This window comes from Dietzia cercidiphylli, assembly GCF_014145145.1.
In the GTDB taxonomy this organism is placed as follows: Bacteria; Actinomycetota; Actinomycetes; order Mycobacteriales; family Mycobacteriaceae; genus Dietzia; species Dietzia natronolimnaea.
Genome location: NZ_JAALEA010000268.1, coordinates 1 through 12,935, shown reverse-complemented (window position 1 = coordinate 12,935; position 12,935 = coordinate 1). Strand labels below are relative to the sequence as shown.

The window sequence follows — 12,935 nt, the reverse complement described above, 5'->3', positions numbered from 1 at the left end:
GCCAGGCACAGTGCGCCGTACCCGCCCGCGGCCAGCCGGAACAGTCGCCGGGTGCGTCGTCGTGCCCGCACCGGGGCGTCCCGCAGGCGAGCGGCGGGGGTGTCCGACCGGTACCGCGCCACGGGCTCTCCTGGATCTGGCCGGACCGGCGGTGGCCGGTTCGATGAGCTGTCGGCGTCGAGGATAGTCCGCGCGCGCGACCCGGGGGAGTCGCGCGGATGGACGGAATGGGGCGGGAAAAGCGGCTCGGACGCCGGAGATGTCGGGGCGGTCTGCCAACATAGGCGGCACGGGCGGACGTGGTCGGCACTGACGGCACGGGAGACGGGGTGACATGAGCGGCTGGGTGGTGGTGGACGTCGAGACGTCCGGGATGAGGCCGTCGGTCGACCGGGTGCTGTCGGTGGCGGCGGTGGTGATCGACGACGACGGCGAGGTGGTCGAGGAGTTCGCGACCCTGCTGAACCCGGGGGTCGACCCGGGGCCGGTCCACGTGCACGGACTCACCCCGGCCCTGCTCGCGGGCAAACCGCGCTACGCCGACGTGGCCGCGGACCTGGCCCGGGTGCTCGACGGCCGCACCGTGGTGGCCCACAACGCCACGTTCGACGCGTCCTTCCTGTCCTCCGAGGCGCGACGGGCCGGACTCGAGCCGCCGCTGGAGCGGTTCCTGTGCACGCTGGACTTCGCGGGCCGGCTGCACCTGTCCACCGCCGACCTCAAGCTGGTCACGCTCGCCGCGCACTTCGGGGTGGAGCAACGGGCCGCGCACGACGCCCACGATGACGCGCTGGTCCTGGCCGGGGTGTTCGCAGGGATGCTGCAGGTGGCCGCGGCCAAGGACGTGCAGCCCTCGGTGCGCGAGCTCGACGGGATGCTGGCGGACCCGGAGACCGGCTTCCTGGTCTCCCGCGTGTGGGCCGAGGCTCTTGCGGCACCCAGGCTCTGGCGGCCGGCCGGGCGGCTGAAGCGCGGCGGCGGGCTGGTGCAGGGCATGGAGGTGGTCTTCACGCAGGACGTGGACCGCGACCCGGAGGAGATCGCCGGCCTCGTCGTCGACTCGGGTCTCTACCTGGCCGACCGCATCTCCTCCCGCACCTCGCTGGCCGTGTGCGACGCCCCCGGCGCTGTCCGGGGCCGCGCGGCGTTCGCCCGCAAGAAGGGGCTCGAACTGGTCCCGTTCGCCCGGTTCTCCGAGATGCTCGCCGACGTGGCGCCCGGGCGGCCCGTCGCGGGCGCCCAGGCGGTGGACAGCGCGCAGGAGGCGCTCTTCTGACACGCGCCTCCTGACGCACGTGTTCCGCATCGTGGGGCGCTGGTCCGAGTGGGCGTCGCGGAACTGACATGATGGGCTGCGGCCCACGTCGTCGACAACAGGAGTACCGTCCCGTGCCCGCACCCCAGAACGCCGCCGCCCGCGAGGTCTACGAGAAGGAGCGGGCCCACGTCCTGACCCCGTGGTCCGCCTGGGGCGCCAGCGACCCGATGGTCGTCACCGCCGCAGAGGGCTGCCACCTCACCGACGGCGACGGCAACCGCCTGCTCGACTTCACCTCCCAGCTGGTCAACACCAACATCGGCCACCAGCACCCCGTGGTGGTCAAGGCCATCCAGGACCAGGCCGCCGAGCTGTGCACCATCAACCCCGCGCACGCCAACGCCGCCCGCGCCGAGGCCGCCCGGCTGGTCGCCGAGGTCGCACCCGCCGGCATGAACCGCGTGTTCTTCACCAACGCCGGCACCGAGGCCGTCGAGCACGCCGTCCGCATGGCGCGCCGCCACACCGGCCGGCACAAGACCCTCTCGGCGTTCCGCAGCTACCACGGCGCCACCACCACCTCGATGAACCTCACCGGTGATGCCCGCCGCTGGGCCAACGACCACGGCAACACCGGCGCCGTGCACTTCCACGCGCCCTACCTGTACCGGTCGCAGTTTTACGCGGAGAACGAGAAGCAGGAGTGCGACCGCGCGCTCGAGCACCTGGACTCGCTCATCGCGCTGGAGGGTCCGGACCACTTCGCGGCCCTGATCATCGAGTCGGTGCCCGGCACGGTCGGGATCATGGTGCCGCCGGCCGACTACCTGCGCGGTGTGCGGGAGATCTGCGACAAGTACGGGATCGTCATGATCTGTGACGAGGTCATGTCCGGCTTCGGGCGCACCGGCGCCTGGCTGGCCCTGGACAACTTCCGGTCCGGAGACGACGACTGGGCCCCCGACCTCATCACCTTCGCCAAGGGCTCCAACTCCGGTTACGTCCCCTTGGGCGGGGTGATCCTGCACGACCGGATCGCCGCCTCCTTCGAGACCACCCCCTACACCGGTGGCCTGACCTACGCCGGGCACCCGCTGGCCTGCGCCTCCGTGGTGGCCACGATCAACCTGATGCGTGACGAGAAGATCGTCGAGAACGCCCGCACGATCGGCGAGGACGTGATCGGCCCGCGCCTGCGCGAGCTCGCACGGACGCACCCGTCGATCGGCGAGGTCCGCGGCCTGGGAGTGTTCTGGGCCGTGGAGATGGTGGCCGACCGCGAGACACGCGAGCCCCTCGCCCCCTACGGTGGGACATCGGAGGCCATGGCCAGGACCTTCGCCGCCGCCAAGTCCGACGGCGTGCTGTTGTTCATGAACTACAACCGATTCCACATCGTTCCGCCCTGCATCATCACGGCCGACGAGGCGAACGCGGGGCTCGATATCTTCGACCGCGCACTCGATGTGGCCGATTCCTATGTGGGGAGCTGACCGGACATGGCGCTGATACTGGGCCTGATCGTCAACGCCGTCGCCCTGTGGGTGGCGACTCTGATCGTGCCGGGGATCTCCCTGTACGAGACCGCCGGTGTCGCCGACATGGACGCCGGCGCCATCGATAATGAGGTGAGCGTGCCGACCATCGCGGCGCTGCTCATCGTGGCCGTGGTGTTCACGCTGATCAACGCGGTGATCAAGCCGATCGTGCAGCTGCTGTCGCTGCCGCTGACCATCCTCACGCTGGGGCTGTTCCTGCTGGTGATCAACGCGCTGATGCTCATGCTCACCAGCTGGGTCACCACCACGTTCCAGCTGTTCGGTGCCGAGTACCTGGTGAGCGGGTTCTGGGCGGCGTTCTTCGGGGCGATCGTGATCGGCCTGGTCAACTGGGTGCTGGGCATGGTGCTCCCCACGCGCGCCCGCGACTGAGGTCCGGCCGCTGCACCGAGCCCGGCCGCTGCACCGAGCCCGGCCGCCGCACGAGAAGAGCGTTCCGCACACATCCGCCGAGAGGCAGGTGTGCGGAACGCTCTTTTCGATGGGAGAGGTGGGTCCGTCAGACGACGCTCAGGAGCCGAAGGCGGCCGAGGAGATCGCGTTCGGGGACCAGCCGCGCGCGGCGGTGTCGCGGATGAACTGCATCTGCGGGTAGAACGAGTTGCCCGGGCAGGCGGTCCCGCCCCAGTCGCGGTGGCCCGAGACGGCCGGCATGTTGCGCGTGGCACCGCCCTGCGGGTTGCGGTAGGTGATGCCGCCGCGCGGGTTGATGCCCGTGGCCGAACAGAGGGCACGAACGCAGTCGATGGTCGCGCCCACGGCAGCGGGGGTCGGCGGCGCTCCGGTGAAGTCGCCCAGCACGCAGATCCCGATATTGCCGTTGTTGACGCCGCCCGTGTGGCCCGCGGTGACCACCGGGGGAGCGATGCCGGCGACCGGAGGCACCTGGAAGACCGGGGTCCCGCCGACGGTTCCGCCGCGGCCCTGGTAGATCCGGCCCTCCGGGTCGATGAGCAGGTGGTACCCGACGTCGCCCCAGCCCAGCGTGTTGGCGTGGTAGTTGTAGATCGCGCGCACACTCGCGGCGCGGTCCGGTCCCACGGGCGAGGCCGTGTGGTGGATCGTGATCGCCTGCGCCGGGTGGAACTGCGGTGCCCAGCGGTTCCCCGAGACGTCACCGGGGCCCCATGCCGCCCGCGGGATGATCGGCAGGCCGAGCGTTCCGACGCTCCCCAGGCTGTAGTTGCGCGGTGCGGCCCGGCCGTCGTCGAACGCGGTGGCACGGGCGCCCGCGGGGGCGTCGACCTCGTAGCCCACGGATCCCAGCGGCGCGGCGACGAGATCGGACGCGGGAGTGCTGCCGCTGTCCGGGGCGGAGTCCATCGCCTCGAGCGGGAGCCAGTCGCCCACCGAGCCGTCGGGGAACGCGAACCGGATCCGGCCGGCGATCTCCTCGGCGCTGGGGAAGGTCACCCCCACGTAGCCGAGCGGGCCGTTCGGCTGGATCATCCCGCTGCCGGTCGGGACCGACTTGAGCAGGTCCTGGGCCATGCCGAGGGAACCGGTGTCGAACGGGTTGGCCCCGGCGAGGGGGCCACGGACGGAGGAGGCGACTGCGACGCCCACCCCGACTGACGCGGCGGTGAGAAACCCACGGCGTGAAACGGGCATAAGGGTGCACTCCAGACTTGTACTGCAGAAACTGACGCCTGGCATATCGGCGCGATCGACCGCCACATTACGCGCTCGACGTAACCAAATCGAGACCTTTGTTACCGGAGTGATACATGTGACGAGTGAGGTTCAGGAGGCGCCTCTGGAGCCTTCAAGGGCTGGTCTTTGCGGGCCCGACGCCAGACCACGCGCCCACTCGGCCGCCGAGCCCACGCATCGACAGGCCGCCTCGCCCAACGAGAAGAGCGTTCCGCACACCCGGCTCTCGGGCGATGTGTGCGGAACGCTCTTCTCGTTGGGACCAACTCCTGGGACCAGCCCCCCGGGGCCAGCCCCCCAGGACCAGCCCCAGGTGTCAGGGGGCCCAGGTCCGGGCGCCCACGGTGCTGCCCACGGGCTCGTCGGAGCCCACGGCCTCGTCGGCGTACGCGCGGTTCACGGCCGAGACCACGGCGCGCAGCGTCGCGGTGGTGATGGAACCGGCACGGCCGACTCCCCAGAACACCCGGTTACCGAACTGCACCTCGACGTACGCCGCCGCGGTGGCGTCGTCGCCGGCGGTCATGGCGTGCTCCGAGTAGTCGAGGATGCGCACCTCGTCGTCGAACATCTCGTTGAGCGCGGCGACGAACGCCGCCAGGGGGCCGTTACCGGACCCGGTCAGCTCCTTGGTCTCGCCCTTCCACTTGACCACGGCGTCGATCGAGTCCACGCCGTCGTCGGTCTCGGCGGGAACGAGGTGCTGCGACATGCGCTCCATGGGTGAGACGCGGTCCAGGTACTCCAGCGAGAAGATGTCCCACATCTGCTTGGGCGTGACCTCGCCGCCCTCGGAGTCGGTGACGCTCTGCACCAGCCCGGAGAACTCCATCTGCAGGCGCCGCGGCAGCTGCAGGCCGTAGTCGCTCTTCATGATGTAGGCCACGCCGCCCTTGCCGGACTGCGAGTTCACGCGGATCACGGCCTCGTAGGTGCGGCCCTCGTCCTTGGGGTCCACGGGCAGGTAGGGGACCTCCCACGTGATGTCGGTGATGTCCTCGCCGCGCGCGTCGGCCTCGACCTGCAGAGCGTCGAAGCCCTTGTTGATCGCGTCCTGGTGCGAGCCCGAGAAGGCGGTGAAGACCAGGTCGCCGCCGTAGGGGTGACGCTCGGGTACGCGCAGCTGGTTGGCGTACTCGACGGTGCGGCGGATCTCGTCCATGTCCGAGAAGTTGATCTGCGGGTCGACGCCGCGGGTGAGCAGGTTCATGCCCAGCGTCACCAGGCAGACGTTGCCGGTGCGCTCGCCGTTGCCGAACAGGCAGCCCTCGATGCGGTCGGCGCCGGCCTGGAAGGCCAGCTCGGCGGCGGCCACGCCGGTGCCACGGTCGTTGTGCGGGTGCAGCGACAGGATCGTGGAGTCGCGGCGCGCCAGATTGCGGTGCATCCACTCGATCTGGTCGGCGTACACGTTGGGCGTGGCCATCTCGACCGTCGCGGGCAGGTTGAGGATGATCGGGTTCTCCGGAGTGGCGCCCACGACCTCGGTGACGGCGTCGCAGACCTCCTTGGAGAACGCGAGCTCGGTGCCGGTGAACGACTCGGGGGAGTACTCCCAGCGCCAGTTGGTGTCCGGGTAGTCCTTCGCGATGGCGGTCACCAGCTCGGCGGCGTCGGTGGCGATCTTCTTGATCGCGTCGCGGTCCTTACGGAACACGACCTTGCGCTGCAGGATCGAGGTCGAGTTGTAGAAGTGCACGATCACGTTGGACGCGCCTTCGCACGCCTCGAACGTGCGGCGGATCAGGTCCTCCCGGCACTGCACCAGCACCTGGATGGTGACGTCGGAGGGGATCGCCTCGTCCTCGATGATCTCGCGGACGAAGTCGTAGTCGGTCTGCGAGGCAGACGGGAACCCGACCTCGATCTCCTTGTAGCCCATGCGGACCAGCAGTTCGAACATCCGGCGCTTGCGGGCCGGGCTCATGGGGTCGATCAGCGCCTGGTTGCCGTCACGCAGGTCCACGGCGCACCACTGGGGCGCGTGGGTGATGACCTTGTCCGGCCAGGTGCGGTCGGGCAGCGAGACGTCCTCGACCTCCTCCGCGAAGGGCCGGTACCGGTGGGCCGGCATCGAGGAGCCCTTCTGTCGGTTCCACGACGGTTGGTCGGGGCGTCCGGGCTTGGAGGGGGGAGTGATGGTCGACGACGACGAGACGAATGCGTCAGCGGGATTCATTGCGGGGCTCTACTTCCGTGGATTCGATCTGTGGGGATCGGACCGGCGCGACGAGATCCCGCGACGGGGAGCCGGTCCGCCTCAGCGGGCCCCGCCGCGGCACCCAAGAAGGAGCACGCGCTGCATGGGGGTCACGATACACGGTTCCGCAGGGTCTCACGGAATCGGGATGACGAAGGTTGTGGACCCCGTGGTCGCTTCCGGCGGGGAGAGCGGGGAGTCGGCGCCCAGCTCCTGGTCGTGGTGCATCGACCCCCACAGTCTGCGACAGCCGGCCTCCTCGGCGATACCGAGCGCCTTGTCCACCAGTTGATGGGCGATCCCGCGGCCACGCAGCGGTTCGCTCACCCGGATCCCGTAGACGAACAGGTCCGGGCTGGCGCCCAGGTAACCGGTCTCCACCGCCACCAACATGCCCACCGGGACCTCGTCCTGCAGCGCCAGCAACAGCAGGTTGGATCCGTTGTCGAGGAAGTCCCGGGTCCACTCCGCGGTGGGCGGGTAGCTGAACAGGTCGTCGGCGGTCAGCACCAGGTCGAGGTCGCCGCGCGAGGCGCGACGGATCACGAGCTCCGGTTGCTCCGGCGAGGTCATCTGTTCAGTGTGACAAATACGCGGGCGGTCCGGTGCACGTGAGTGACGGCCGGGTGCGACCGGTACCTCGTCGTCAACGGTTGGCGATCATCCAGTCGATCCAACCGTTCTGGAACGGGACCGACTCGTACCAGGCCGGATTGGTGCCGTCGGGCTGGCGTCGTGCGTGGTCGGAACCGGAATGGATGCCCACCAGCAGGTCGCCGTGGAAGACGGGCCCGCCGGAGTCCCCGGCCCCGTATCCGCCCTGGATGGTGTGGGACCGGCCGATGCGGGATCCGCCCCGCGGCTCCATCCGCTCGAGGCGGGTGAGTCCGGTGCGCAGCTCCGCGGCGCGCTGACCGCCGGGCGAGGTGGCGCCGAAGCCGTGGAACCGCAGCACGTCGCCGGCCACGGGGTCCCTGCCCGCGCGCTTGACGGACGGGGACGGCGCCGGATGCGCCAGCTTGAGCAGCATGACGTCCCCGGCGGGCGCGTGGTAGGCGGCGACGGGGGTGTGCCGCCCGATGCTGCCGGTCTCGAGGGATCCGAACGCCCCGACGATCTGGGGGGTGGCGAGCGAGGCGGTCTCGGCGAACCCGCCCGGGACGGTCGCCCCGTTGCCGAATCCCAGGGTGTACGCGTTCGGGTTGGCGGGGCCGCAGTGCCTGGCCGTCGCCACCCAGTACGGGGCCACCACCACTCCGGAGCACGGGGTGCCGGGGATCCCGCTGAACGTGGTGATCTGGACGGCCCAGGGCGCCGGCCCGGAGGGAGTGCCGTTGACCACGGCCCCGGCGGTGGGGGCGGAGACGGCGAGCGGGGCGATGACCGCGGCGACCGAGGCGAGCGTCGTCGCCACCAGGCGGGACGTGCGGCGTGACCCCCGGTGGGTCTCACTGCGGCAGTCACGGCGGGAATCGCGGCGGGAATCACGGCGGGAATCGCGGCCGCCCTGTGCGGCGCGGCTGTTGCTCGAGGTGCCGCTGGGGCGGGTGAGGCGCATGAGGCTCAGCGTAAGTGATGGGATCGACGTGCGCTGCCGCTCGGGGTAGGTCCTCATGGCTCTGGAATCGCGGCCCACCCCGCCCGCGTTACCCCGGGACCGACTGCGCCGGCGTCACCCGTGGCCCACTGCCCCCGCGTTGCCCGGGACCGACTGCGTCTCCTGGTCGACCTCCTTGTTGGCCAAGCGCACGGTCGCCACCACCATCAGGACGAGGGTCGCGGCGAGGATCGCCAGCTCGGGGCCGTCGACGGTGAACCACTCGCCCAGGACCACCACGCCCAGTCCCAGCGCGACGACGGGCGTGGTGACGGTGGAGGCGGGCACCGCCTGGTGCACGGCCCCCGCGGAGAACGACATCTGCTGCAGCGTCAGCGCGATCACCGCCGCCGCCACCAGTCCGTACACCTCACCCGTGGTGAACACCTCGAGCAACCCGCCCGAGTACCACCGGTCGGCCACACCCTTGGTGAGCAGCGCGACGTAGGCGAACGCGAGACCGCCGGCGACACCCAGGAGCAGCGCGCGGTTACCGTTGCGGCGTCGGTTCCGGGACAGGCGCAGCAGCACGGCGATGACGGCGAGCCCGGCCGCGCACGCGAGCGCCCACTCGTACCAGGGCGGGTGCGCGTCTCCTCCCGTCGGTCGCCCGTAGATCACCAGGACGACCACGCATCCCGCCAGGACGTATCCCCAGAACAGTTCGGTCTTGGTCACCCGCCGGCCGGTCACCCACGCTCCGAGGGGGAGCGCGAAGGTCAGTGAGAGGACGGTGATGGTCTGCACGAGGATGAGCGAGCCGAATGCCAGCGCCCCACCCTGGAAGGCGAATCCGGCCAGGCTGATCGCCATGCCCGACCACCAGTACCTGCTGGCGAGAACGCCGAAGCGGCCCTCGAGCCGACCCCCGGCGCGGTCCTTCGTGCGGTGCCGCATCACGGTGCCGAAGGCCTGGCTGAGGGCGGAGGCGAGGGCCAGGAGGACGGCCACCCAAGTTTCAGTCATCGATGATGAGTAAACACCTCCCGTAATGTAGGGCTGCGTTAAGCCGATCAACACCGGAAGGGTGTGACCGCGTGGCACTCGTAGTGCAGAAGTACGGCGGCTCCTCCGTGGAGTCCGCAGAACGTATCCGTCGGGTGGCCGAACGGATCGTCGAGACCAGGAAGGCGGGCAACGACGTCGTCGTCGTCGCCTCCGCGATGGGGGACACGACCGACGAGTTGTTGGACCTGGCGGACCAGGTCTGCCCGGCGCCCCCGCAGCGCGAGATGGACATGCTGCTGACCTCGGGCGAGAGGATCTCCAACGCCCTGCTGGCCATGGCCATCAGTTCGTTCGGGATGGAGGCGTACTCGTTCACCGGCTCGCAGGCCGGGATCATCACCACCACCAAGCACGGCGACAGCCGGATCATCGACATCACACCGGGGCGGGTCCGCGACGCCCTGGACCAGGGCAAGATCGCTCTGGTCGCCGGGTTCCAGGGTGTGTCCCGGGAGACCCGCGACGTCACGACCCTGGGTCGTGGCGGTTCGGACACCACCGCGGTGGCCATGGCGTCCGCGTTGGGCGCCGACGTCTGCGAGATCTACTCGGACGTCGACGGCATCTACACCGCCGACCCCCGGATCGTCCCCGACGCCCGCAAGCTCGACACCATCTCGTACGAGGAGATGCTGGAGATGGCGGCCGTCGGTTCGAAGATCCTCAACCTGCGGAGCGTCGAGTTCGCCCGCCGGTACCACGTGCCCCTGCGCGTGCGCTCGTCGTATTCGACCAACCCAGGCACGCTCGTGGCCGGAAAAGTGGAGGACATCCCCGTGGAAGACGCAGTCCTGACCGGAGTCGCTCACGACGCCTCGGAGGCCAAGATCACGGTCGTCGGAATCCCGGACCAGCCGGGGTACGCCGCCAAGATCTTCCGCGTGGTGGCCGACGCCGAGATCAACATCGACATGGTCCTGCAGAACGTCTCCAAGGCGGAGGGCAAGACCGACATCACCTTCACCTGCCCGCGTGAGGTCGGGGCCAGGGCCGTCGAGGTGCTCTCGCAGGCCAAGGACGACCTCGGGATCGACCAGGTGCTCTACGACGACAACGTCGGCAAGGTCTCCCTGGTCGGCGCCGGCATGAAGTCGCATCCGGGCGTCACCGCGACGTTCTGCGAGTCGCTGTCCGAGGCCGGGGTCAACATCGAGCTCATCTCCACCTCGGAGATCCGCATCTCGGCGCTGGTCCGCGAGGACGAGCTCCCCGAGAGCGTCCGCGCCCTGCACGCCGCGTTCGAGCTGGGCGGCGAGGAGGAGGCCCAGGTCTACGCCGGCACCGGCCGCTGACCTGAGCCCCTGCGTCCCCCCACCTCGAGAAGACAGTTCCGCACACATCGCCCGAGAGCGCGTGTGCGGAACTGTCTTTTCGTCGGCGCACTGCCGTCCGTCGGTCGGTGCCCGCCCGCCGGCTGGCGCACTGCCGTCAGCCGCCGCGCTCGCGGACGCCAGCCCGTATGTCGGCGGCGGTGGCGTGTTCATCCCGGGTGACCATCGTGGTGGTGAGGGGGTAGACCAGCCATCCCGCGCGGCGCAGGCGGTTCCAGCGGGTGAGGTCCTTGGCGTGCTGCGCCGGTGTGCGGTGGTACTCGCCGTCGTACTCGACGCCGACCTTGAGGTCACGACGCGCGAGGTCGAGGACATACGGGAGGCCGGGTGCGGGCACCTGCGTCTCGAACCTCGTGAGCCCGTGTCGGAGTAGGAACAGTCGGGTCCGGGTCTCCCACGGCGACGCGGCTCCGGTGTCGCAGAGGTCGAGTGCGGCCAGGACCTGTCGTTTGCCGGGGATCCGTCGGGGGTCCATCGAGAGTGGCCGGACGTCGCGCTCCGGGTCGACGCCGATGGACGGGCCCGCATCCAATGCACAGACGGCGTCCGTCAGGTCACCGCGCCGCGCGATGTCGAACAGCGCCCATGCGGGGCTCGCGGCCAGGCCGGCACCCGCGGTTCCGGTCAGGTGGCACACGTGTTCCCGTGGGATCGTGTACTGGCGGCCGATCATGCCGGGCCGACGTACCCGCGTCGAGCCGGCGGCGAACTCGTCGGGGTAGTCCCGCGGCGGGAACGGGTGGCCGTGTGCGTCGGCGGCCAGCCAGCCGGTCGCGATCGCGCCGGGGTACAGCGCGGTGATCGCCGTGATCCGGGTGAGCGGGTGGTCGCGGTCGGCGGTGCGCGGGACCCACAGGCCTCGGTGGTGCGGGACGAGGCCGCTGGAGTGCAGGCGCCGCCCGCGTTCGGGGACGAGGTCGCGGGTGCGGCGGGGAGACGGGTCGGGGCGCATGGGGCAAGCGTCGACGACGACGAGCGTGGCATCCCTCGTCCATCCCGCGATTTCGGCATCGTCTGTGGAGACGGGCGGCCATGTGGAGCATCGGGCCCGCCAGCCCATGGGGCCCGCCAGCCCATCGGGCCCGCCAGCCCATCGAAAAGGACGTTTCGCACACCTCCCTCTCGGCCGACGTGAGCCGAACAGACTTCTCGTTGGTCGGCGATGGCGAGGTCGGCCGCTCCCCGCACTGTGACGCGGGCCGCTGTCCATCGCCACCGGCCTCGGTAGACTGGGTCCCCACACCGGTCGGTCGAGCGCAGGGCGGAGAACCCGTCCGCGGCGGGCCGGGACAGAACCTTTCAGGAGTTGACCTCAACGATGACCACTGTCGCCGTAGTCGGAGCCACGGGCCAGGTGGGGCGCGTGATGCGCGCCCTGCTGGAGGAGCGGGACTTCCCGGCTGACAAGGTGCGGTTCTTCGCCTCCGCCCGGTCGGCGGGCACCACGCTGCCGTTCCGCGGCGAGGAGATCGTCGTGGAGGACACGGCCGACACCACCGACGAGGAGCTCAAGGGCATCGACATCGCCCTGTTCTCCGCGGGCGGCACGATGTCCAAGGAGCAGGCCCCTCGGTTCGCCGCGGCTGGCGCCGTCGTCGTCGACAATTCCAGCGCCTGGCGCAAGGACCCCGACGTCCCGCTGATCGTCTCCGAGGTCAACCCCGAGGCCGCGCAGAACCCGCCCAAGGGCATCATCGCCAACCCCAACTGCACCACCATGGCCGCGATGCCGGTGCTCAAGGTGCTGCACGACGCCGCGGGGCTCACGCGCCTCGTCGTCTCCACGTACCAGGCCGTGTCCGGGTCGGGGTTGCAGGGCGTGCGGACCCTCGAGGAGCAGGTGACCGGGAACGTCGGCGTCGGCCACGAGTTGGTGCACGACGGCGCGGCGCTCAAGGTGGACGACACGGGGCCGTACGTGGCGCCGATCGCGTTCAACGTGCTGCCGATGGCGGGCGCGCTGGTCGACGACGGGTCCGGGGAGACCGACGAGGAGCAGAAGCTGCGCAACGAGTCGCGCAAGATCCTCGGGCTGCCGGAGCTGCGCGTCGCCGGCACCTGCGTGCGCGTACCCGTGTTCACCGGCCACACGCTGAGCATCAACGCCGAGTTCGAGCGGGACATCACCCCGGAGCAGGCGCGCGAGCTGCTGTCCTCGGCGGCCGGCGTGAAGGTCGTGGACGTGCCGACCCCGCTGGACGCCGCGGGCATCGACGAATCGCTGGTGGGCCGCATCCGACAGGACCAGTCGATCGAGGGCAACAGGGGCCTGAACCTCATGGTGGCGGGCGACAACCTGCGCAAGGGCGCCGCGCTCAACACGATCCAG

At 70.4% G+C, this 12,935-nt stretch carries 11 protein-coding genes; 5 read left to right on the top strand and 6 right to left on the bottom strand.

Features of this window, described 5'->3' with window-relative positions; genetic code table 11:
- The first annotated feature begins 334 nt into the window (after positions 1-334).
- The 3 genes from G6028_RS10140 (at position 335) to G6028_RS10130 (ending at position 3,189) form a co-directional block, all read left to right on the top strand.
- Positions 335-1,276 (top strand): exonuclease domain-containing protein, encoded by a 942-nt coding sequence (locus G6028_RS10140; protein ID WP_182658787.1) that lies wholly within the window; start codon positions 335-337, stop codon positions 1,274-1,276.
- 113 nt (positions 1,277-1,389) lie between these two features.
- Positions 1,390-2,751: an aminotransferase class III-fold pyridoxal phosphate-dependent enzyme gene (locus G6028_RS10135; protein ID WP_182658786.1), complete on the top strand. Its 1,362-nt coding sequence runs from the start codon at positions 1,390-1,392 to the stop codon at positions 2,749-2,751.
- Between the two features lie 6 nt (positions 2,752-2,757).
- On the top strand, positions 2,758-3,189 hold the full coding sequence (locus G6028_RS10130; RefSeq protein WP_182658785.1) for a phage holin family protein: 432 nt from the start codon (positions 2,758-2,760) through the stop codon (positions 3,187-3,189).
- 138 nt (positions 3,190-3,327) lie between these two features.
- On the opposite strand, the gene G6028_RS10125 is transcribed toward G6028_RS10130, so the two are convergent.
- From G6028_RS10125 to G6028_RS10105, 5 genes are all read right to left on the bottom strand, one after another.
- Positions 3,328-4,383 carry a peptidoglycan recognition protein family protein gene (locus G6028_RS10125; protein ID WP_338404192.1) on the bottom strand — a complete coding sequence of 352 codons (1,056 nt, stop codon included), beginning with the start codon at positions 4,381-4,383 and terminating at the stop codon, positions 3,328-3,330.
- A 403-nt stretch (positions 4,384-4,786) separates the two neighbouring features.
- Positions 4,787-6,649, bottom strand: a complete 1,863-nt coding sequence (gene leuA / locus G6028_RS10120) for a 2-isopropylmalate synthase (protein WP_182658783.1) — start codon at positions 6,647-6,649, stop codon at positions 4,787-4,789.
- Positions 6,650-6,805: 156 nt separating this feature from the next.
- On the bottom strand, positions 6,806-7,243 hold the full coding sequence (locus G6028_RS10115) for a GNAT family N-acetyltransferase (protein WP_179524341.1): 438 nt from the start codon (positions 7,241-7,243) through the stop codon (positions 6,806-6,808).
- A gap of 73 nt (positions 7,244-7,316) precedes the next feature.
- Positions 7,317-8,228 (bottom strand): trypsin-like serine protease, encoded by a 912-nt coding sequence (locus tag G6028_RS10110; RefSeq protein ID WP_194306949.1) that lies wholly within the window; start codon positions 8,226-8,228, stop codon positions 7,317-7,319.
- A 114-nt stretch (positions 8,229-8,342) separates the two neighbouring features.
- A complete protein-coding gene (locus G6028_RS10105; protein WP_182658782.1) occupies positions 8,343-9,233 on the bottom strand; it encodes a DMT family transporter in 891 nt (296 codons plus the stop codon).
- Between the two features lie 71 nt (positions 9,234-9,304).
- Between G6028_RS10105 and G6028_RS10100 the strand changes: the two genes are divergently transcribed.
- Positions 9,305-10,567: an aspartate kinase gene (locus G6028_RS10100; protein ID WP_182638458.1), complete on the top strand. Its 1,263-nt coding sequence runs from the start codon at positions 9,305-9,307 to the stop codon at positions 10,565-10,567.
- 136 nt (positions 10,568-10,703) lie between these two features.
- On the opposite strand, the gene G6028_RS10095 is transcribed toward G6028_RS10100, so the two are convergent.
- Positions 10,704-11,558 (bottom strand): endonuclease domain-containing protein, encoded by an 855-nt coding sequence (locus G6028_RS10095; protein ID WP_182658781.1) that lies wholly within the window; start codon positions 11,556-11,558, stop codon positions 10,704-10,706.
- A gap of 366 nt (positions 11,559-11,924) precedes the next feature.
- Between G6028_RS10095 and G6028_RS10090 the strand changes: the two genes are divergently transcribed.
- A partial coding sequence (locus G6028_RS10090) for an aspartate-semialdehyde dehydrogenase (RefSeq protein ID WP_182658780.1) occupies positions 11,925-12,935 on the top strand: 1,011 nt, incomplete at its 3' end.

Bases quoted from the DNA above. Each gene is read 5' to 3' on its own strand.
- G6028_RS10140 (WP_182658787.1), top strand. From the start codon at position 335: ATGAGCGGCTGGGTGGTGGTGGACGTCGAGACGTCCGGGATGAGGCCG.
- G6028_RS10130 (WP_182658785.1), top strand. From the start codon at position 2,758: ATGGCGCTGATACTGGGCCTGATCGTCAACGCCGTCGCCCTGTGGGTG.
- leuA (WP_182658783.1), bottom strand. From the start codon at position 6,649: ATGAATCCCGCTGACGCATTCGTCTCGTCGTCGTCGACCATCACTCCC.
- G6028_RS10115 (WP_179524341.1), bottom strand. From the start codon at position 7,243: ATGACCTCGCCGGAGCAACCGGAGCTCGTGATCCGTCGCGCCTCGCGC.
- G6028_RS10110 (WP_194306949.1), bottom strand. From the start codon at position 8,228: ATGCGCCTCACCCGCCCCAGCGGCACCTCGAGCAACAGCCGCGCCGCA.
- G6028_RS10105 (WP_182658782.1), bottom strand. From the start codon at position 9,233: ATGACTGAAACTTGGGTGGCCGTCCTCCTGGCCCTCGCCTCCGCCCTC.
- G6028_RS10095 (WP_182658781.1), bottom strand. From the start codon at position 11,558: ATGCGCCCCGACCCGTCTCCCCGCCGCACCCGCGACCTCGTCCCCGAA.